This window comes from Flavobacterium sp. 316 (assembly GCF_000967805.1).
GTDB lineage: Bacteria > Bacteroidota > Bacteroidia > Flavobacteriales > Flavobacteriaceae > Flavobacterium > Flavobacterium sediminilitoris.
Genome location: NZ_JYGZ01000004.1, coordinates 197,875 through 218,080, shown reverse-complemented (window position 1 = coordinate 218,080; position 20,206 = coordinate 197,875). Strand labels below are relative to the sequence as shown.

Here is a 20,206-nt window from a genome sequence, read left to right as displayed (position 1 = left end):
AGGCTGTCTTTTTAGACAGCCTCTTTTATTCTTGTTAAGAAATTACAAGATTAAAATTCAGCACATAATTTCCAATACTCACATCCGTATGGAGGATAAGGAGGAGAATCTGGTTTTATACAACATTTGTCCCAATCTCTAATGACACCACCTTGTATTTGTTTTTGCTCATTAGACGACAATTCTTTTGTCCCTTTTAAATTTAAAACTGTTTTTTTCATGTTTGTTTGTTTTATTGTTTCAATAAAGATAATAAATAAAATAGAAATAAATACATAATAATTGTCGCTCTTTTTTATAAAAATATCTTGTTTCTATATTCTTGTGCCTAGGATATTAATATGTTATTGATAATTTTTGTTCGATTTTTCTTCTTAATAAGTAAAAAAGATTTATAAAAAGCGTTAAAACTAAAATTTAATACAATAAAATCGGGTTTTTTACTTTCTTGTAAAGAAACAAACCAAATAAATTTTTATTAATTCCCCCAAATTTAAATCAATGAAGAAAATAACAAGAAAATCAGTTTTAGTAATGTGCCTTTTTTGTGCTAGCTTATTATCGTTAAATGCACAAGAAAAGAGTAAAAAAGTATCAAATGACTTAACTAGATTGCTAGATGTATCATCAAGCTATAAAAATTATAAAGTAATTGAAAAAGGAGCAATTAGTAATTTTCAATCTACATTAAATAATTATATACGACAAGAACAAAATACACAAGCTTCACTTAGAAAAGAATTAAAGGTGAATGAGGATAAAATTTTAGGATTGCAAAATCAAATGAATGAACTTAAAAAATCAAATGAAGTATTGTTGAATGAAAAAGCAAGTATTAGTTTTTTAGGTTTCTTAATAGATAAGAAAAACTATTCCATTGTAATGTGGACATTGTTTATTGGAACGTTGTTAGTATCTCTTGTTTTGCTTTTTAAATTTAAAGCAGCTAATAAAATAACGAATAATTCTAAATCGCTATTGAAAGATTTAGAAAAAGAATATGACTCTTATAGAAGGGTTTGTATTGAACGTGAGCAAAATTTAAGAAGACAGTTATTTGAGGAAGCAAAAAAGAACAAAGAACTTATGAACGCTTCATAAATTGAAACAGTCGCAATTGAGAGATTAAAAAACAAATAAATTTTAACATTTTTTTAAAAATGACAAACTGACATCTTTAAAATATTGGAATACAATTTGTTATTTATTTTGTAATTTTAAGAAATAAAAACAAAAACTATGGATTTTACATATTTAATATTAATTGGAGGAATAGCTCTTTTTAGTTGGTTAGTTAGTTCAAAATTGAAAAGTAAGTTTGCACATTATTCTAAAATTCATTTGAGAAATGGAATGAGTGGTGCTGAAATTGCAGAAAAAATGTTAGCTGATAATGGGATTAGAGATGTAAAAGTAATTTCTACTTCAGGGCAATTAACAGATCATTATAACCCGATTAACAAAACAGTAAATTTGTCAGAAGCTGTTTATAATCAAAGAAATGCTGCGGCTGCGGCTGTTGCTGCCCATGAATGTGGACATGCTGTTCAGCACGCACAAGCCTATAGTTGGTTAACCATGCGATCAAAAATGGTTCCTATGGTAAATGTTTCCTCAAGTATGTCACAATGGTTGATAATGGGAGGATTAATTTTAGGTTTTGCTTCAAAATCAAGTATCGGATTTTATGTTGCAGTTGCAGGATTAATATTAATGGCAATTGCTACAGCGTTTAGTTTTGTTACCTTGCCAGTAGAATATGACGCTAGTAATAGAGCATTAGCTTGGTTGAAAAATAAAAACATGCTAAGTCAAGAAGAATATGCAGGAGCAGAAGATTCATTAAAATGGGCAGCTAGAACTTATGTAGTTGCAGCGCTTGGAGCTTTAGCATCACTTTTATATTGGGCATATAGAATTTTAGGATCTAGAGATTAAAAATAAAGTAAAAACTCCGATTTTAAAATCGGAGTTTTTTTTATAATTGTATTTGTCGATCAATTTGCTGATCTAAGGAAATAAAAGTTTCAGTTCTTGAAACTCCTTTTATAGCTTGAATTTTTTTGTTTAGTAATTGCATTAAATGCTCATTATCTCTACATATTATTTTTATAAGAATACTCCAATTTCCAGTAGTATAATGACATTCTAATACTTCGGGTATTTTTTTTAATTCGCGAACAGCTTCTGCATTGCTAGATGCTTTGTCAAGATAAACACCTACAAAAGCCATGGTTGAATAACCCAAAACTTTGATATCGATAACGAATTTTGAACCAGATATTACGCCTGCTTGTTCTAATTTTCTTAATCGTTGATGTATTGCTGCTCCAGAAATACCAATTTTATTTGCGATTTGCAAAATGGGTTTTCGAGCATCATGCATTAAATCTCGTAGAATTTCTTTGTCAATTCCATCAATTTCAATTTGTAACTGATTTATCTTCATATTCTTTTATTTGTAAAGTAAAATTAAATAAAAGAATACTGTTTTAAAACAAAAATCCGAGAATTAATTGAAATTTTCGGATTTTAATGATTTTTAATTAGCTGCTAACATTTAAAGGATTGTAGCCCATATATTCTTTCTCAGTTTCATTAAATAGAACACCATATTCTTCTAATTCTTTTAAAATGGGAATATAAACTTCTTTAGCAATAGGTAGTTGTACACCAGGTGTTTTAATTTCTCCATTTAAAATTTTGATGGCTGCAATTGCAACAGGTAAACCAACTGTTTTAGCCATTGCGGTATAGGTTTGGTCATCTCCTATGCAAACCATTGTAGAATCTATTTGTTTTTTCTCACCATTTATTTCATATCCAAATTTATGATACATCACAATCATGTCTTTATCTTCTGGTTGTAATGTCCATTTTTCAGAAAGAATTTTTTCTAAAATTTGAGCAGGAGTCGCGTTTTTTAATTCTACTTTTTTGTTTCCGTTAAAAATGTCTAATTCTAAAAGTTTGTCCCAAATAATATCATCTTGGTCAATTTTTTGAGCATGTCTAAGTTTAATTTCAACAGTGTCAGTAGGATGATAAGGTAGAAATGAGTTTGTGAATTCACGATATGTCATCTCTTCAGAATTTTCAATGATATAAGAATCATCAGTCATTCCAAGTTGAACTAAAATATCCCAAGCTCTTGAATATCCTACTCTTCTAATAGTTCCTCTATAAACTGTTAAGGCATTGTCTAATTTGTAAACACTTCTATATTTTAGAGAGTCTCTATTCGCATATCCTTCAAAACGACCATATCCTTCAATTTCAAGAAACTCAGTTCTTCTAAATAATTTATTATATGGAATATATTTATAAGTTCCTTCTTGAATAAATTTTGCGGCACCACCTTGACCTGCTAAAACCACATTTCTTGGGTTCCAAGTGAATTTGTAGTTCCAAAGGTTATTATCGCTTTCTGGAGCAACAAGTCCTCCACAAAATGATTCAAAAAGCATTATCTTTCCACCATTGTCTCTAATCTCATCAATTACTTTCATGGCACTCATGTGATCTATACCAGGATCAAGTCCGATCTCATTCATTAGAACTAATCCATTTTCTTTGGCTAAATCATCTAATTCTTGCATTGCAGGACTAATGTAGGAAGCTGTAACCATATGTTTTTTATATGTAATACAGTCTTTTGCTACTTCAATATGCATGTGAGCAGGTAACATTGATATGATTATTGTAGCTTTTTGAATTTCTTCATGGCGCTGTTTTTCATTAAAAATATCAAATTCTATTGCTCTAGCATTTTTATGATTGTTCGCTTTTTTTTCGGCTAATTCTAGTGATAAATCAGCAATAGTAAGTTGTAATTGCTCTTTCTCTGACTTATCTAATAAATATTTTATTAATGAGGAAGCAGATCTTCCCGCACCTATTATTAATATGTTTCTCATGGTAGGTTTTGTAAAAATATCACACGAAGGTAGTGAAATGTTATATTTATAAAAAATATTTTAAGAATTACAATTGAAATATTTTTATTAAAAATAAGTTTACAATTGATAAGAGAATAAATAAAAAAACCGACTATCTTTTTTGATAATCGGTTGTCTTTTTTATAGAATATTGTTTATTTAACCTCTTCTAAGTTGTTATTGATTAAAGTAGTGATATATTCTTTATGTGCTTTTGTAGAGATGTCTACAGGAGTAGAAGGAGACATCATTCTTTTGATGTTTTTAATGTTATATAAAGCCATAGATTTTACAACATTAGAATACATGTTTTTCTTATCATCTTTTAATATGTTGATAAGTCTATTAGTATATTCAATTTGTAAATTCTGTCTAAATGTATTGATGTTACTATTAGTGTCTGCTTTAAATATTGCATTGTTTAAATCAGTCATAAACATTGATAGTTTGTATTGATTTCCATATAATTCAGAATCAACAATACGCTGTAGAGTATTAGGATGTAAAATATGGTTTAAAATATTATTTTGATAGTTTAATACTTGACTATGAATTTTCGGATCTTCAGGACCATTGAAAAAATTATATCCTCTTCTTTGTAAAGCTAAATAATTGTAAAGTTCATTAGGTGCTTTAAATGCATCAGGAGCAAATACGTATGTTTCCAATGCGTTCATTGCTCTTTTTTGGTCATCTAAGCTTACAGGAGTATAAGGTTGTGTAGCATTTATTTGCCCAGACATTGCTCTGTCAACATATACGCCTCCAATAAATCTAGAAATAACACCAGCGGAAACATTTTTCTGATTACTAAGTATATAATAAATTCTTCTTAACTCTTGATACGATTCTCCTGTTTTTGAAAATTTTGTTTTAGCATTCTTCATCATATTGTCAACAAGTTTGAATCGACCAATTGAATAAGAAATAGGATCATTTGATAAATCACCTATCATTACCCTTGGGTCAATGGCTTTTCCTGGTGCGCGCATATCATCTGCATCATTTCCGAAAATTAATTCAGGTTGAGTCGATTTATTAAGCAAATTAACTTTTTCTGATTCCGATTTGAAAGGAGTGTAACCAAATTGTATTGCCCAAATATCATAAGGCCCAACAGAAGTATCGTAGTATTGTCCTTGTTTTGTTCTGTCTAAAGTTATATTAATGTCAGCATAATCCATTACAGAACCCGTTAAAGCTTTCCCTTTTATAAAATCAGGATTACTTAATTCTTCAGGAGAGAATAAATGACTTGCTTTCATATTATGATTTAATCCTAAAGTATGACCAACCTCGTGCATGATTAATGCTATCATTGACTCTTTTTTCATTCTAGCCATTTCTAAATCAGAAGTAGCTGCTGAAGATAATAAGGCTTGACCAAACATTCTGTTTTCATGCATAACATGCCCTAGAGAACACATTTTTGGATTGTTTTTTTGAGAAGATATAGGATATGCTTCTGCTGAAGACGAAGATAAATCAAATATTTTATCATATAGTACTCTGTTTGTAAAGTGAACATATTCAAGCATGATATCGGCACCTAAGATTTCTCCTGTTTTTGGATTTACAAAACTTGGTCCGTAACCACCAAATGGAGGATTAGGAGATGAAGTCCATCTTAATACATTATATCTAATGTCTCCAGCATCCCATGTAGCATCATCAGGTTGCACTTTCACAACCATAGCATTTTTAAATCCTGCTTTTTCAAAAGCGATATTCCATTTTAATACACCTTCTGTTATGGTTTCTCTCCATTCAATAGGCGTTGTGTTTTCAATCCACCATGTTATTGGAGTTACTGGTTCAGATAATGCTGCATTAGGATCTTTTTTTACTAAATTCCATCTGTGAACTAAATCTCTATATGCTGTTGAAGAGGTAGACGTTTGATCGTCAACTTGAGTAGTGAAAAAACCAACTCTTGGGTCGTCAAATCGTACTTCATAATTGTTTTCTGGCATTGAAATTAAACTATGATATACTTTTATGCTTACGTTTCTTGCGTCAGACACAGCATTAGAACCGCCATTTAATACAGATTGATTGCTGTAAATATATTCAACTGCTATGTCTGTATTTTCAGGATAATTTCTAATTGAATTTATCTTTGTTTTGTCTTTATCTAAATTTCCAAGAGAAAAGGAATGTGGAGATGCTAATGGAGATCTTGAAGGTTTAATTTGTGAAAGTGTTTCTTTAAGGAATAGATCATTGGCTGATATTAAATATAATTTTTTATCACTATCATGAGCTAAAATCTTTTCACTAGACATATTTCCTTCACTCAAATTAGCCTTTTGTGATTTTGAAATAGGATTGTTTGGGTCAAAATAATAAGAAGTGTTTTGTGTGATAAATTCTATCTTATCGAAGTATTTTTGAATCTTAAATACCTTTGAGTCATTATATGAACCTCTAAAGCTTCCCGCATCAGATACACCATCTGCAATTTGATTAAAGTAAATATATTCTTTGTCAATTTGGTCTTCGTTAATTAACATTTGAATGCTACCTGTTACAGTGTCTTGATAAATAGTAAACAAGCCTTCAATTTTTTTGCTTTGTTTTACTAATTCTTCAATAGTCTTTTTTTCGGGCTTTTTTGCTTTTGCAGCTAATAAGCTCGCTTCTTTCTCCTTCTCTTTCTTTCTTTTACTTTGTGCTTCTATAGTTTGATTTTGGAATAAAAACAAACAAATTAAAAGTGTAGGGAAAAGGACTTTTTTTGTTTTAACAAAATTAATTTTCATTGTAATGTATTAGTTAATTTTAAATAGGTCACAATTTAGAAAAAAAGGATATGAGAATGAGTGCCTAAAAGTTAAAGTTTATTTAAAAAAAGAATCGTTAATTTTTTAGAGAGAGTGGAGTTATAAAGGATCTCTTATAGTTGGTGTTTAAAATAGAATTATTGCTTTTCTTTAACTTTAAAATACTCATTTATTATTTTTTATCTTTACACGAAAATAGAACTAATGGATAAGAAAATTCTTTTAACGGCACTTGTATTAGGATTGGTAGCAATAATATTAGGAGCGTTTGGTGCTCATGGATTAAAAAAAAGTTTAACAGCGGAAGCTTTGTCTACTTTTGAAGTAGGAGTAAGGTATCAAATGTATCATGCATTGTTTCTATTGTTTGTTTCCACTGCTAATTTTTTAAGTTTAAAAGAGAAAATGATTATTTTTTATTTAGTATTAATAGGTGTTTTGCTGTTTTCAGGGTCAATATATTTATTATCAACAAGTAGCATAACATTAATAAAAACAAAAGTATTAGGGCCTATAACACCTATTGGGGGACTTTTTTTAATTGCTTCATGGGGGTACATGTTTTATAGTGTTTTGGTAAAAAATAGCATTTAACACTTGATTCTAAAATTAAATTTATAATTTTACACCTTTAAATAAACACAACATAACTCATTTTTTATGAACAGTTACACCCAACCTGCGAAATCGATTTCGTTAGAGAAATATGGAATTAAAAATGTATCACAAGTTATTTATAATCCTTCGTATGAATTTTTATATAAAGAAGAGCTTGCAGAAGAATTAAAAGGCTTTGAAAAAGGACAATTGTCTGAATTAGGAGCTGTTAATGTAATGACTGGAGAGTTTACAGGTCGTTCTCCTAAAGATAAGTATATTGTAAAAGATGATACTACAAAAGATACTATTTGGTGGACTTCTGATAAAGCAGTTAATGACAATAAAGGAATTTCTCAAGATACTTGGAATGCATTAAAAGAAACTACAATCAATCAATTATCAGATAAAAAATTATATGTTGTTGATGCTTTTTGTGGTGCAAATGAGAATACTCGTTTAAAAGTTCGTTTTGTAATGGAAGTTGCTTGGCAAGCACATTTCGTTAAAAACATGTTTATTAGACCTACAGCAGAAGAATTAGAAAATTTTGGAGAACCAGATTTTATAGTTATGAATGCGTCTAAAACGTCTTTTAAAGATTATGAAAAACACGGATTGAATTCTGAGGTTTATGTGGCTTTCAATTTAACAGAAAGAATTCAGTTAATAGGAGGTACTTGGTATGGAGGAGAAATGAAAAAAGGAATGTTCTCTATGATGAACTATTACTTGCCTTTACAAGGAGTTGCATCAATGCACTGTTCTGCAAATAAAGGGAAAGATGGTGATGTTGCCGTTTTCTTTGGTTTGTCTGGAACAGGAAAAACAACACTTTCTACAGATCCTAAACGTGAATTAATTGGAGACGATGAACATGGATGGGATAATGATGGTGTTTTTAATTTTGAAGGAGGTTGTTATGCTAAAACAATTGATCTAAGCGCTGAAAATGAGCCAGATATTTATAGAGCAATTCGTAAAGATGCTTTGTTGGAAAATGTGACTTTAGATGCTAATGGTAAAATCGATTTTACAGATGGTTCTGTTACTCAAAATACACGTGTTTCATATCCAATCAATCATATTGATAATATTGTTAAACCCGTTTCTAAAGCAGGTCATGCAACAAAAGTAATTTTCTTAACAGCAGATGCTTTTGGAGTAATGCCTCCAGTATCTAAATTAACTCCAGAACAGACTAAATATTATTTCTTGTCTGGGTTTACAGCTAAATTAGCAGGAACGGAAAGAGGAGTTACAGAGCCTCAACCTACTTTTTCGGCATGTTTTGGAAAAGCATTCTTGTCTTTACATCCAACAAAGTATGGAGAAGAATTGGTTAAGAAAATGGAAGAGCATAATGCTACAGCATATATGGTTAATACAGGATGGAATGGAACAGGGAAACGTATTTCTATAAAAGATACAAGAGCTATTATTGATGCTATATTAGATGGTTCTATTGAAGAAGTTGAAACGAAAACAGTACCGATATTTAATTTTGAAGTTCCTGTTGTGTTAAATAAAGTTAACCCTGCAATTTTAGATCCAAGAGACACTTATGAATCGGCTTCTAAATGGGAAGAAAAAGCAAATGATTTAGCTGCTAGATTTATTAAGAATTTCGAACAATATACAGATAATACCGAAGGGAAAAATCTTGTTAAAGCAGGACCTCAATTATAATAATTATATTAGATTCTGTCTATAAAAAAAGCGTTCTAAAATTTTAGAACGCTTTTTTTGTATTATATAATATACTCTGTATAGGATAAACTTTTTGATTACTTTCCTTTGTTAACTTCAAGAATGTATTTTTCTAAAGCTCCTGTCATAGAAGGTGTTCCAGGAGTTGGAGCCATAATGTCAACTCTTAATCCGCTATCAAGAGCTTCTTTTTGAGTTGTAGTTCCAAAAACAGCAATACGAGTATTGTTCTGTTTAAAGTCTGGAAAATTTTTGAAAAGAGATTTAATACCTGTAGGACTAAAGAATGCTAAGATGTCATAATATACATCTTTTAAATCTGATAAGTCGCTCATTATTGTTCTGTAAAAAATTGCTGGAGTCCATGAAACTTTCAAGTTGTCTAAAGTTTGTGGAATATCATAATTTAGCTGATCTGAAGCAGGTAATAAGAATTTCTCATCTTTATACTTTTTGATTAAAGGTGCTAAATCAATAAAATCTTTCTGACCAACGTATATTTTACGTTTTCTGTAGACAACATATCGTTGTAGGTAAAATGCGACAGCTTCAGATTGACAGAAATATTTCATGTCCTCAGGAACTTTATAACGCATTTCCTCTGCAACTCTAAAGAAGTGATCAACAGAATTTCTGCTAGTTAATATAATAGCGGTAAAATTTTTTAAATCTATTTTTTGCGCTCTTACTTCTTTTGCAGGGACACCTTCTACGTGAATAAAAGTTCTGAAGTCAACTTTAACTTTGAGTTTATTTTGTAGTTCAAAATAGGGAGAGTTCTCTACCTTAGGCTCTGGTTGTGAAACCAATATTGTTTTCACTTTTAAATTTGACATACGTTTTGATCTAGTTTTTTGTAATAAAATAATACATAAAATAGTAAGGTGCTATTTCAAGGGTGCAAAGATATAAAATAAAATAAAATATTTTACGAATTACCAAATTTTGATATGTTTTTAGGGTTATAATGTAAATAATAAAATTTGTAATAATTATAATGGCAGCCAATGAAAGATAAACCCAACTTTTATTTGTTTCGGGGTTATAAAAAAGAATGATATTTATTGGTAAAAGTAGTAAACTGAAATAAGTTCTATAACTTACTTTTAAAAGATTAAATTGATCTACAAACTCTTCCATTTTAAAGGTTGTAGCTATGATTTTCTCAATTAAATATTTTGATAGGATAAAAACACCTAAAAAAGTAAAAATTTGTAAAAAAACTATTTTGTCACTGTTTTCGTGAAATATAAAGTGTTTTAGGAATAGTAATATAAAAAAAGAAAAAGAAAATAACTGCACAAAAAACATGGAAGCAGTGAAAGTGCTTCTCACATTATTACTGTCTTTGTAAATTTTAGTATATTTGTTAGATATTGCAAGTCTTATAAATTCGTTAAAACGAACTTCAAATATGTTTTTGTTAATTGCAATTATAACAAAGCTAAGGACAAACAATATCGTTGCCCAGTCTTTAAAATTTATAATCCTATCTTGAAATTGAATTGCTAACATGTTTGGCAAAATTACAAAAATTAATGTCATTAATATTATTATAATATTATTATGAAATAAACTTGATAAATAGTTTATTTTTGCATTCGAAAAAGTGTTGTAAAATGACAAAAGCAATAGTAGTAATACCTACGTATAATGAAATTGAAAATATTGAAAGTATTATAGATGCTGTTTTTTCTTTAACGACATCTTTTCATATTTTAATTGTAGACGACAATTCTCCTGATGGAACTTATGTAAAAGTTAAAGAGCTACAAACTAAATATAAAGATAGATTATTTTTAGAAGTCAGAAATAAAAAATCAGGATTAGGAACAGCCTATGTTCATGGATTTAAATGGGCTTTGTCAAATGAATATGAGTATATTTTTGAAATGGATGCCGATTTTTCTCATAATCCAAATGATTTAGAACGATTATTAGAAGCGTGTAAAGATAAAAATGCAGATGTAGCCATTGGATCAAGGTACTCAACAGGAGTTAATGTAGTTAATTGGCCATTAAATAGAGTATTAATGTCTTATTTTGCTTCTATATACGTGAAGCTTATTACAGGTATGAAAATTCACGATGCGACTGCTGGATTTATCTGTTATAAAAAAAATGTTTTAGAAAATATTAAGTTAGATAGAATAAAGTTTATAGGTTATGCGTTTCAAATAGAAATGAAATATAGAGCTTATGTTCAAAAATTCAATATTGTTGAAGTGCCAATTATCTTTACAGATAGGACAAAAGGAGTTTCGAAAATGAGCAGTTCTATAATCAGAGAAGCTGTTTTTGGAGTAATAATGTTACGTATAAGAAAATTATTTAATAAATTATAATGAGTACCTTTTTAATTAGAAATGCAAAGATTGTAAATGAAGGAGTTGTTTTTGAAGGAGATGTGTTAATTGAAGACGAATTCATTAAAGAAATAGCAGATAAAATTAGCCCTAAATCGTCAGAATGTATTATTATTGACGCAGAAGGAAGCTATTTGATTCCAGGGGCTATTGATGATCAGGTTCATTTTAGAGAACCAGGTTTAACACATAAAGGAACAATCGCATCGGAAAGTAGAGCAGCAATTGCAGGAGGAATAACATCTTTTATTGAACAACCGAACACTGTTCCGAATGCTGTTACGCAAGAACTTTTAGAAGAAAAATATCAAATAGCAGCCGAAACATCATTTGCGAATTATTCTTTTATGATGGGAGGAACAAATGATAATTTAGAAGAAGTATTAAAAACAAATCCTAGAAATGTTGCTGGAATTAAATTGTTTTTAGGATCTTCAACAGGAAATATGCTAGTTGATAATCAAGAAGTGTTAGAAAAAATATTTTCTTCAACTAAAATGCTTATCGCAGTTCATTGTGAAGATGAAGCTACTATAAAAAGAAATTTAGAAAAATATAAAGAAGAATATGGTGATGATATACCCATGAAGTATCATCATTTAATAAGAAGTGATGAAGCTTGTTATCTGTCTTCATCAAAAGCAATTGAATTGGCTAAAAAGACAGGAGCAAGACTTCATGTTTTTCATTTGTCAACTCAGAAAGAAATGAGTTTGTTTACAAATAAAATTCCGTTAGAAGAGAAACAAATCACTGCGGAAGTTTGTGTACATCATCTTTGGTTTTCAGATAAAGATTATGATACTAAAAAGGCTTTTATAAAATGGAATCCTGCTGTGAAAACAGAAGCAGATAAAGATGCTTTGTGGGAAGCGCTATTAGATGATAGAATAGATGTTATAGCAACAGATCATGCTCCTCATACATTAGAAGAGAAAAAGAATCCATATACTTCTTGTCCTTCTGGTGGACCACTTGTTCAACATGCTGTTGTAGCAATGTTTGAGGCTGTTCATAAAGAGAAAATATCAGTAGAGAAAGTAGTGGAAAAAATGTGTCATAATCCAGCTAAGATATTTAAGATTGAAAAAAGAGGCTTTATTAAAGAAGGATATTATGCCGATTTAGCTATTATAAATCCACATTTGCCATGGAATGTAATGAAAGAAAATATATTGTATAAATGTGGATGGTCTCCATTTGAAGGGACTAATTTTAAATCTAGGGTTACACATACTTTTGTTAATGGGAAATTGGTTCATGTAAATGGGAAAATAAAAGAAGTAAAAGCAGCAAAACGTTTGTTATTTGAAAGAGAATAAATAAAAGAATGTTAGATGAAAAAAATAACTTTTTTAATTTTTAGTATTATCCTTTTCTCTTGTTCAGAAAAACCAGTACCTGAACCTGATACTCTTTTGGATGAGAAAGTAATGGTGGATATCTTGTTTGATACAGCAATACTTCAAGCTTCGGAATCGTATTTACCAGATAAACTAACAGAGAATAACGTTAGAATAAAAAATTATATTTATACAAAATACAGTATTGATAGTACTACTTATTATCAAAATCAACGTTATTATGCTTCAGATTCTAGAAAATATCGAGACATGCATAAAGAGGTCTTAGAAAGAATTGATCAGTTAAAAGCGGAAACAGATACTTTGATTAAACACGAAGGAGTTAAAGGTGGGTTATTGAAAGAAAAGAACTTGACTAAAACTCTTGAGACAAAAGAGTAAGATAATTAGTCATGTCTAAAAAATTATAATCAAGCGTTTCAGTTATTTTTGAGTTACTGTAAATAGTAGTGGAATGTGATGATTTTGATGAGGTTTTTGTGAAGCCTCTTTTTCTTCCTGTTATTTTAGATAATAGCCAGTCTAATTTACAAGCAATGTTTGTAACTGTTTTATTAGCATACAAAAAAGGTCTTTTTGTATTCATTGCATCAGCAATTGTAAATAAAATAGATTCTAATGTAATGTTTTCAGAAACTATAGTATATCGTTGGCCGTTATAATTCTTATTTGTTAGTATTACAGCACAGTTTACGACATCTTCAACGGCAACAATTCCTATTTTTCCTTTTGTATAAAATGCAAGCCCTTTTTTTATAGAATTAAAGAAAGCACTACTTCCTTGTTTTGGAAAACCATAGCCAAAAATTACTCCAGGATTTAGAATAACTACTTTTAATCCTTCTTGAAAACCTCTCCATATTTCCATTTCTGCTCCATATTTTGAGATAGCATAATCACTATGAAATTTTTCCGAATTCCATTCAGTTTCTTCTGTTATAGTGTACTCGTTCTCTTTTGCGTCTCCAAGAGCTGCGATAGAACTTATGTAACAAAGTTTATCAACTTTAAAATCAATGCAACAGTTTACAATATTTGCTGTTCCTTCAATATTTGTTTTTCTTAATTCTTCCTCATCATTTGGATCAAATGAAATAAGAGCAGCACAATGGTATACTTGTCTTATGTTTTCAAAGGCTTTGTTAAGTGATGGAATGTCGTTTATATTGCCTTCTATCCAATTAATTTTATCAAATAAGTTCAATTGATTTTTATATCGAAAAACATTTCTTACTTTTTCTATATTTTCCTTATTTCGATATAAGGCTTTTACTACCTCATTCTCTTGAAGTAATTTCACAAGTAAGTGAGAACCTACTAATCCTGTAGCACCTGTAACTAATATCATTTTGTAAAGATAATTAGATTTTTTATTTAATGAAATTTCAATATCGCAATTACAATTGAATATTGTCAATGCTATTCAAATTGTTATATTTGTACAAATTTTAAAGAATGAAAAATCTAGTAGAAGAATTACGTTGGAGAGGGCTTATCCATGATATGATGCCAGGAACAGAAGAACAATTAGTAAAAGAACCAACAACGGTTTATATTGGTTTTGATCCTACTTCAGATTCACTACACATTGGAAGTTTAGTTCCTATTATTTTATTAATGCATTTAAGGAAATTTGGACATAGGCCTATTGCATTGGTTGGTGGTGCAACAGGAATGATTGGAGATCCATCAGGAAAATCAAATGAGCGTAATTTATTAGATGAAGTAACGTTAAATCATAATGTTAATGGTATAAAGGGTGTTTTATCTCGCTTTTTAGATTTTGATGCGAAAGATGAAACAGCGCCTATACTAGTAAATAATTATGATTGGATGAAAGATTTCTCTTTTATCAATTTTGCCCGTGATGTAGGTAAACGTATTACGGTTAACTATATGATGGCTAAAGATTCTGTAAAAAAACGTTTGAGTGGAGAAGAAGGAGGAGAAGGAATGAGTTTTACAGAATTTACATATCAATTAATTCAAGGATATGATTTCTATCATTTAAATAAAGAGTATAACTGTTTGTTGCAAATGGGAGGAAGTGATCAATGGGGAAATATTACAACAGGAACAGAACTGGTTCGTAGAATGAACGTAGATAACGAAGAGCGTTCTAAAGCATATGCTATGACTTGTCCTTTAATAACTAAAGCAGACGGTTCAAAATTCGGAAAATCAGAAGGTGGAAATGTATGGTTGGATGCTGATAAAACATCACCATATAAATTTTATCAATTTTGGTTAAATACGACTGATGTTGATGCTGAAAAATATATTAAAATCTTCACATTTTTAGATGAAGAAACGGTAGTTAAGTTGATTGCAGAACATAATGAAGCTCCACACTTGAGAGTGTTGCAAAAAAGATTAGCAGAAGAACTAACATTATTAGTGCATTCAAAAGAAGATTTGGAGAGTGCTATTTTTGCTTCTAATGCTTTTTTTAGCAAAGATATGGATGGATTAAATGCTTTATCTGAAAAAGCTTTATTGGAGGTTTTTGAAGGAATTCCAATGGCAGAAATTTCAAGAAAAGATTTTGAAGAAGGATTAGATATGGTTGCTGCATTGGCAACTAAAACTAATTTTTTAGCTTCAAATGGTGAAGCTAGAAGAGAACTAAAGCAGAATGCAGTTTCTTTAAATAAAGAAAAAGTAAAAGAAGAACGAGCTATAACAACAGATGATTTAATTAATAATCAGTTTTTGTTATTGCAAAAAGGGAAAAAGAATTATTATGTAATTAGAGTAGTATAGTTTACAAAACCATCAAATTACAACCTCTAATATCAGAATTGTCAAAACGTCCCAACACTTCGAAAGAATGGTTGGGATATTTTTTTCCTAAATCTTGTGTGGCAATAAAAGAGCATGAATTAATATTTGCTAAATCTATTACATTTACACCGCCAGTTTTTCCATAATCAATATAAGATAAAGCATCTTCGGTATCTCTAATTAAAATCTGCATCCATGGTGGACATTCAAAAATACCGTTTCCTAAAGAGTAAGCTTGTGATAATAATTCGGTCATGCCATATTCAGAATGAATCACAGGAACTCCAAATCCTTGACATAAGATTTCATGTAGCTCTTCTCGAATAATCTCTTTTCGTTTGCCTTTCATACCACCAGTTTCCATGACAATCGTGTTATTTAACTCAAATTGATGTAGTTCAATCAAATCTAATAAGGCATAAGTCACACCAATTAGAATTACATTTTGACCCGATTTATCTAGTTCAGCTAATTTGATTGCTAATTCGTTAAGATTATTTAAATAAAATCCTGAATCTGGATGGTTGCTACTTTTAATTAAATCATCAATCATGTAGATTAGTGAAGAGCCTTCACGCTCTAAATAAGATGGAAGTAAGGCTAAAACGCAATAATCTTCAATATTGCCATAAAATTCAGAAAAGGCATTGCGATAACTTTGCTCATAGATTGAAACATCTGTAACAAAATGATTGCTGGTTTGCATTCCAGTTGTTCCACTACTTGTAAATGTTTCTTGTATGGCTTCTCTGGAGCTTATGATATCATGACTTTTAAAAAACTGAATGGGAAGAAATGGAATATCTAATAATGATTTCACATTAGATTTATCTTTTTTTAGAAGATCACAAAAGTTCTTATAAAGAATATTGTTGTCATATTGATGTCTGAAAACTTTGAGCGTTAGTTTTTCAAAATCTTTTTTGCTTGAAATGGTAAAGATATCTTCTGTTGAAATCATAGTGTTTTTGTGTTGCTAAATAATTTTTAGAACAATGCAAAAATATAAAATAAAAAAAGCACCAACGATATGTTGATGCTTTTAAGAATGTATTTTTTAAGAAAAATTATTTAACAACTAATTTTCTAGTAGCTGTTTTTCCTTCTTCTGTAATTTTTACAATATACATACCAGCATTTAAGTTAGCTGTATTTATTGTGTTATTGATTACTTTAGTATTGATTACTTCTTTTCCTACGATATCAAAAATTTGAACACTCATGTTAGCATTTGCTGTAGAAGAAAAATGTAAAACATTTCCAGAAACTGGGTTTGGATACATTGTTAAGCCTTCAATTGTATTGAAAGAATTTGTTGATAAAAAGTCAGTATCATTAACTGTTATCTTTAATTCGTCAAATGTAATTGCAGGAGTATTTACATCAGCTTGTTGTCTCAATAAAAAACCTCCTAACTCAGTGATTGCAGCAGTAGGTGTATTTGTTAATGTTGCAGGTGTACTTGAGTTAAATGTTGATAAATCAGGATTAATCCATGCATTTAAAACATTACCTGTAAAATCATATCCAATAATGACATAGACCACATCGCCTTCATTTCTTAATGTTACATCATAATTTGTAGTTGTTGATGCTGAATCAAATCCTACTTGATATTGAGTACCTACTTTTTTTGTAAATAATCTTGCTTGGAATGATTGCGCTGCATCGGTCAAAACAGCAAAATATGTTTCATTAGTATCGGTTACACCAGATAAATCAGTTACGCTAAACATAAAACCAGCATAAAGTGTTCCATTTGTTGTACTCGTAAATGGTGTGAAACAGTCTATACCAGTTCCAGCAAATGATGCAGAGTTACCAGTACCAACTAGGCTTTCATAAGTTAAACTTCCAGAAGCAATTACTATATCATCACCAGTATTAACATTTGTCCACATTTGTTCTAAACCTAATGAGTTTCCAACTGTGTAATTGAATGGTTCATTGTAAGGAAGGGTGTTAATAGGTTTGCATTCCGGAGAAGAAATATTTTTCACTATATTGCAACCGCCAGAAATAGTTAATGTTATATCTGTAGTTTCTGTTACGCCACTTATGATGATGTTGCCTGAAGTAGAAGAGCTAGGATCATCACCACTAATTGTACCACTTGTCGTATTTAATGTATATGAAGCTGTTCCACCTCCTGTAAACGGGATGGTTGCTGTGTAAGTATCTAATGAAGTTGTTATTGCATCACAATTAGTTGATTCTGCATCAAGAACTAAATCACAAGGCGTCGTGTTAAACCAAGTTGAATACATTCTTAGACCATCTATAGTTAAATTTTGTGTAGCTGAATATTGTCTAAAAAAGAATCCAGAAATTGTTGCAGAACCCGATCCAGAATTAGTTACTTCAGGTGAGCCAGCAGCAACTTCAGTAGCAGGAACTCCAGAAGTTTTTACCCACATACTGTAACTCCCAGTAGTAGTTACATCATATTTTACAATAATTAAATAAGTTGTATTTAAATCGAAATCTGTTGTTGAATAATTAGCTGTTGAGGTGTTTGAAATACCAAAGTTTATTTTACCTGCTGTAGAAGATGGTTTTACAAATACTCTATTACCAAAAGTGGTTCCAGTGGTGTTTAAACCTGCAAAGTATCCAGTTGTTCCAGAATTTACATTTACAAGAAATGAATAATAAATAGCTCCACTTGTAACTGCGGTAAATGTTTTGTTGACATCTTCTCCAGTATTATCTAATTGAGCAGCATTTCCCTCGACAGCAGCAGTAAATCCTGTAGTTCCAGAATAATCTGAGTAAACAAGACCATTCGCTGTTCCTACATCAATTGATTGAGTTCCTGTACCACTAAATGCACTCCAGCCATTATTAGTTAGTAAATCCCCATCTGTATAATTGAAATCGTCTGATAATATTTGACTATAAGACAAAGAGGATATAAGAATTAAAGATAAAAAGTAAAGTTTTTTCATTTTTTTAAGTTTAAATTTTAATACAAATATAATAACTAATTTTCTTTTGAAAGAAAATAGCGATGTAAAATAAAGGTTAAGGTTTATATGGTTGTAAAACGTAATTAATTGATAATTAGTTTTCGTGTAGCAGAAGCTTCTGCTTCTCTTATTTTTACAATATACACACCAGGATTTAGTGTGCTAATGTTTATTTCTTTTGTAGTGGTAATTGTTTCAAACACTTTTTTTCCTAGTACATCAAAAATTTCTACTTTCTTTTCTAAAGAAAGTTTTGATGAAATATTTATTTTTCCTGTATTTGTAGGGTTTGGATAAATAGTTAAACCCTCAATAGTTAGCTCTTGAGTTCTGGTTGTGCCATTTTTTGAATCCTGAGAATAAGTATTCACAGAAAATAGAAAAGCACCGAAAAGAATAATATAAAAGTATTTTTTTATCACTGACGTAAGTATTTAAGTGTAAATATAATGAATTTTTTAATTACAATAACAATGCCAAATAAAAAAATCCCTCAACTGAGGGATTTTTAACTTTTTATATAGATTTTATTATAATCCTGTAGTCCAACCTTGTGCCCAAGAAGGTGTTTCTGCACCATTTCCTGCACCAGTATTATTCCCTTCTGTAAGGTATGTTGTGTTTGTTCCTGAATATTCAGATTTAGAACCAGCAACATTTACAAATTGTATTGGATTGAATATTACAAAACCATTATCTACATTTGTGTTTGCAGGAGCATCTTCAGCAGCAGGCTTGATTTTTATACCTTTACTAAAATCTTGAATATAAATATTTTGAGCATTCCATTTTCCTCCACCTTCTTTGATATACATTCCATGTTCCTCACCGTTTAAAGAACCTTTTAAGATTGTGAAGTTCTTTAAAGTTGCATTTGTAGTTGGTAATGCATCTCCATTATCTCCATTGTTAGAACCTTCAACACCAGCTTTTGCAACATCTTTTATGAAAACATTTTCTAAAGTTCCAGAATATCCGTCTGCAAAGTCAACAGCATCATCTTCACTATGTAAAGCGATTAAATATTTAGCGTTTACAGATCCACCGAAAAATTCGATTCCATCATCACCACTTTTGTAAGCTTGAACATATTCAACAGTTGTTCCAGAACCTACACCAAATAATGATAATCCGTTGAATTCTTTTTGATTTGTAAATGCAGCACCAGTATATTCAATTCTTAAGTAGCGAATGATACCAGAACTATCATTGTTGTCAGAACCACCATAAGTTAAATCAGAAACTTCTGCAGTTGCTGTTTCTCCATTAGCTCCACCTTTATTTGTTCTTGCTTTTCCGCAAACTACTAATCCACCCCAATCACCAGGAGCAGGATTTGTTTTTCCACTTGTCATAATAACTGGATTAGTCTCTGTTCCGTTGATGTATATTAAAGCATCTTGTGCTACAGCAATGTAAGAAGATGTTCCTCCTGTTGCTTCAATTCTAGTTCCTGCTGGTATTGTAAGAGTAGCATCTGCTTTAACTACTAAAGAACCTGTTAATTTGTATGTAACGGCTGGGTCTAATGTTAAAGACTGACCTGCTGTTAAAACACCTTTAAAGTTGCTTGGATCAAATGTTTGTGTAGTTTCATTAGAATCATCATCTCTTGAACATGAAGTCATCAATAAAGCTGTAATAGCTAAGGTTGATAAAAGTAATTTTTTCATTGTAATTGTGTTATTTAATATT

19 protein-coding genes are annotated in these 20,206 nt (G+C 30.2%); 8 read left to right on the top strand and 11 right to left on the bottom strand.

Going from position 1 to position 20,206, the window contains the following annotated elements; all coding sequences use genetic code 11:
* Positions 1-50 precede the first annotated feature (50 nt).
* Complete coding sequence (locus tag SY27_RS18880; protein WP_161794145.1) at positions 51-221, bottom strand: hypothetical protein; 171 nt, start codon at positions 219-221, stop codon at positions 51-53.
* Positions 222-501: 280 nt separating this feature from the next.
* Here SY27_RS18880 and SY27_RS09760 point away from each other — a divergent pair, with 280 nt between their 5' ends.
* Both SY27_RS09760 and SY27_RS09755 read left to right on the top strand, forming a co-directional pair.
* Positions 502-1,101, top strand: coding sequence for a hypothetical protein (locus tag SY27_RS09760; protein ID WP_045969701.1), 600 nt, complete (start codon positions 502-504; stop codon positions 1,099-1,101).
* 138 nt (positions 1,102-1,239) lie between these two features.
* Entirely contained in the window at positions 1,240-1,938 is a 699-nt protein-coding gene (locus tag SY27_RS09755; protein ID WP_045969699.1) for a zinc metallopeptidase, read from the top strand.
* Positions 1,939-1,978: 40 nt separating this feature from the next.
* Here SY27_RS09755 and SY27_RS09750 read toward each other — a convergent pair whose 3' ends face one another.
* From SY27_RS09750 to SY27_RS09740, 3 genes are all read right to left on the bottom strand, one after another.
* Entirely contained in the window at positions 1,979-2,449 is a 471-nt protein-coding gene (locus tag SY27_RS09750) for an Lrp/AsnC family transcriptional regulator (protein ID WP_045969697.1), read from the bottom strand.
* 97 nt (positions 2,450-2,546) lie between these two features.
* Entirely contained in the window at positions 2,547-3,917 is a 1,371-nt protein-coding gene (locus SY27_RS09745; RefSeq protein ID WP_045969695.1) for a saccharopine dehydrogenase family protein, read from the bottom strand.
* A 176-nt stretch (positions 3,918-4,093) separates the two neighbouring features.
* Positions 4,094-6,700, bottom strand: coding sequence for a zinc-dependent metalloprotease (locus tag SY27_RS09740; RefSeq protein WP_045969693.1), 2,607 nt, complete (start codon positions 6,698-6,700; stop codon positions 4,094-4,096).
* Between the two features lie 225 nt (positions 6,701-6,925).
* On the opposite strand from SY27_RS09740, the gene SY27_RS09735 reads away from it, so the two are divergent.
* Together SY27_RS09735 and pckA are read left to right on the top strand one after the other, a co-directional pair.
* Positions 6,926-7,315 (top strand): DUF423 domain-containing protein, encoded by a 390-nt coding sequence (locus SY27_RS09735; protein WP_045969691.1) that lies wholly within the window; start codon positions 6,926-6,928, stop codon positions 7,313-7,315.
* 66 nt (positions 7,316-7,381) lie between these two features.
* Positions 7,382-9,007, top strand: coding sequence for a phosphoenolpyruvate carboxykinase (ATP) (gene pckA / locus SY27_RS09730; RefSeq protein WP_045969688.1), 1,626 nt, complete (start codon positions 7,382-7,384; stop codon positions 9,005-9,007).
* A gap of 98 nt (positions 9,008-9,105) precedes the next feature.
* Here the strand turns inward: pckA and SY27_RS09725 are convergent, their stop codons facing one another.
* Both SY27_RS09725 and SY27_RS09720 read right to left on the bottom strand, forming a co-directional pair.
* Positions 9,106-9,864, bottom strand: a complete 759-nt coding sequence (locus SY27_RS09725) for a uroporphyrinogen-III synthase (protein WP_045969686.1) — start codon at positions 9,862-9,864, stop codon at positions 9,106-9,108.
* 10 nt (positions 9,865-9,874) lie between these two features.
* Positions 9,875-10,543, bottom strand: a complete 669-nt coding sequence (locus SY27_RS09720) for a DUF4271 domain-containing protein (protein WP_045970233.1) — start codon at positions 10,541-10,543, stop codon at positions 9,875-9,877.
* Between the two features lie 104 nt (positions 10,544-10,647).
* Between SY27_RS09720 and SY27_RS09715 the strand changes: the two genes are divergently transcribed.
* Genes SY27_RS09715 through SY27_RS09705 form a run of 3 tightly spaced genes read left to right on the top strand, consistent with a single transcriptional unit; the run spans position 10,648 to position 13,139 of the window.
* Positions 10,648-11,373 carry a polyprenol monophosphomannose synthase gene (locus tag SY27_RS09715; protein ID WP_045969684.1) on the top strand — a complete coding sequence of 242 codons (726 nt, stop codon included), beginning with the start codon at positions 10,648-10,650 and terminating at the stop codon, positions 11,371-11,373.
* Complete coding sequence (locus SY27_RS09710; RefSeq protein ID WP_045969682.1) at positions 11,373-12,716, top strand: dihydroorotase; 1,344 nt, start codon at positions 11,373-11,375, stop codon at positions 12,714-12,716. The genes SY27_RS09715 and SY27_RS09710 overlap by 1 nt, the downstream gene beginning before the upstream one ends.
* A 15-nt stretch (positions 12,717-12,731) precedes the next feature.
* Positions 12,732-13,139 (top strand): DUF4296 domain-containing protein, encoded by a 408-nt coding sequence (locus SY27_RS09705; RefSeq protein ID WP_045969680.1) that lies wholly within the window; start codon positions 12,732-12,734, stop codon positions 13,137-13,139.
* Here the strand turns inward: SY27_RS09705 and SY27_RS09700 are convergent.
* Positions 13,114-14,106, bottom strand: coding sequence for an NAD-dependent epimerase/dehydratase family protein (locus SY27_RS09700; RefSeq protein ID WP_045969678.1), 993 nt, complete (start codon positions 14,104-14,106; stop codon positions 13,114-13,116). The genes SY27_RS09705 and SY27_RS09700 overlap by 26 nt on opposite strands.
* A 107-nt stretch (positions 14,107-14,213) precedes the next feature.
* Here SY27_RS09700 and tyrS point away from each other — a divergent pair, with 107 nt between their 5' ends.
* Positions 14,214-15,521 carry a tyrosine--tRNA ligase gene (gene tyrS / locus SY27_RS09695; protein ID WP_045969676.1) on the top strand — a complete coding sequence of 436 codons (1,308 nt, stop codon included), beginning with the start codon at positions 14,214-14,216 and terminating at the stop codon, positions 15,519-15,521.
* A 1-nt stretch (position 15,522) separates the two neighbouring features.
* Here tyrS and SY27_RS09690 read toward each other — a convergent pair whose 3' ends face one another.
* The 4 genes from SY27_RS09690 to SY27_RS09675 all read right to left on the bottom strand — a co-directional run bounded on the left by SY27_RS09690 (position 15,523) and on the right by SY27_RS09675 (position 20,184).
* The gene (locus tag SY27_RS09690) at positions 15,523-16,503 is read right to left on the bottom strand and encodes an acyltransferase (RefSeq protein ID WP_045969674.1); all 981 of its coding nucleotides are present in this window, start codon (positions 16,501-16,503) and stop codon (positions 15,523-15,525) included.
* Between the two features lie 106 nt (positions 16,504-16,609).
* A complete protein-coding gene (locus tag SY27_RS18210; RefSeq protein ID WP_052705253.1) occupies positions 16,610-18,490 on the bottom strand; it encodes a T9SS type A sorting domain-containing protein in 1,881 nt (626 codons plus the stop codon).
* Positions 18,491-18,594: 104 nt separating this feature from the next.
* The gene (locus SY27_RS09680) at positions 18,595-18,933 is read right to left on the bottom strand and encodes a T9SS type A sorting domain-containing protein (RefSeq protein WP_045969672.1); all 339 of its coding nucleotides are present in this window, start codon (positions 18,931-18,933) and stop codon (positions 18,595-18,597) included.
* A gap of 108 nt (positions 18,934-19,041) precedes the next feature.
* On the bottom strand, positions 19,042-20,184 hold the full coding sequence (locus tag SY27_RS09675; RefSeq protein ID WP_045969670.1) for a hypothetical protein: 1,143 nt from the start codon (positions 20,182-20,184) through the stop codon (positions 19,042-19,044).
* Positions 20,185-20,206 lie beyond the last annotated feature (22 nt).

What these genes read in the sequence shown, in the direction of transcription:
- SY27_RS18880 (WP_161794145.1), bottom strand. Translation starts at nt 221, where the DNA reads ATGAAAAAAACAGTTTTAAATTTAAAAGGGACAAAAGAATTGTCGTCT.
- SY27_RS09760 (WP_045969701.1), top strand. Translation starts at nt 502, where the DNA reads ATGAAGAAAATAACAAGAAAATCAGTTTTAGTAATGTGCCTTTTTTGT.
- SY27_RS09755 (WP_045969699.1), top strand. Translation starts at nt 1,240, where the DNA reads ATGGATTTTACATATTTAATATTAATTGGAGGAATAGCTCTTTTTAGT.
- SY27_RS09750 (WP_045969697.1), bottom strand. Translation starts at nt 2,449, where the DNA reads ATGAAGATAAATCAGTTACAAATTGAAATTGATGGAATTGACAAAGAA.
- SY27_RS09745 (WP_045969695.1), bottom strand. Translation starts at nt 3,917, where the DNA reads ATGAGAAACATATTAATAATAGGTGCGGGAAGATCTGCTTCCTCATTA.
- SY27_RS09740 (WP_045969693.1), bottom strand. Translation starts at nt 6,700, where the DNA reads ATGAAAATTAATTTTGTTAAAACAAAAAAAGTCCTTTTCCCTACACTT.
- SY27_RS09735 (WP_045969691.1), top strand. Translation starts at nt 6,926, where the DNA reads ATGGATAAGAAAATTCTTTTAACGGCACTTGTATTAGGATTGGTAGCA.
- pckA (WP_045969688.1), top strand. Translation starts at nt 7,382, where the DNA reads ATGAACAGTTACACCCAACCTGCGAAATCGATTTCGTTAGAGAAATAT.
- SY27_RS09725 (WP_045969686.1), bottom strand. Translation starts at nt 9,864, where the DNA reads ATGTCAAATTTAAAAGTGAAAACAATATTGGTTTCACAACCAGAGCCT.
- SY27_RS09720 (WP_045970233.1), bottom strand. Translation starts at nt 10,543, where the DNA reads ATGTTAGCAATTCAATTTCAAGATAGGATTATAAATTTTAAAGACTGG.
- SY27_RS09715 (WP_045969684.1), top strand. Translation starts at nt 10,648, where the DNA reads ATGACAAAAGCAATAGTAGTAATACCTACGTATAATGAAATTGAAAAT.
- SY27_RS09710 (WP_045969682.1), top strand. Translation starts at nt 11,373, where the DNA reads ATGAGTACCTTTTTAATTAGAAATGCAAAGATTGTAAATGAAGGAGTT.
- SY27_RS09705 (WP_045969680.1), top strand. Translation starts at nt 12,732, where the DNA reads ATGAAAAAAATAACTTTTTTAATTTTTAGTATTATCCTTTTCTCTTGT.
- SY27_RS09700 (WP_045969678.1), bottom strand. Translation starts at nt 14,106, where the DNA reads ATGATATTAGTTACAGGTGCTACAGGATTAGTAGGTTCTCACTTACTT.
- tyrS (WP_045969676.1), top strand. Translation starts at nt 14,214, where the DNA reads ATGAAAAATCTAGTAGAAGAATTACGTTGGAGAGGGCTTATCCATGAT.
- SY27_RS09690 (WP_045969674.1), bottom strand. Translation starts at nt 16,503, where the DNA reads ATGATTTCAACAGAAGATATCTTTACCATTTCAAGCAAAAAAGATTTT.
- SY27_RS18210 (WP_052705253.1), bottom strand. Translation starts at nt 18,490, where the DNA reads ATGAAAAAACTTTACTTTTTATCTTTAATTCTTATATCCTCTTTGTCT.
- SY27_RS09675 (WP_045969670.1), bottom strand. Translation starts at nt 20,184, where the DNA reads ATGAAAAAATTACTTTTATCAACCTTAGCTATTACAGCTTTATTGATG.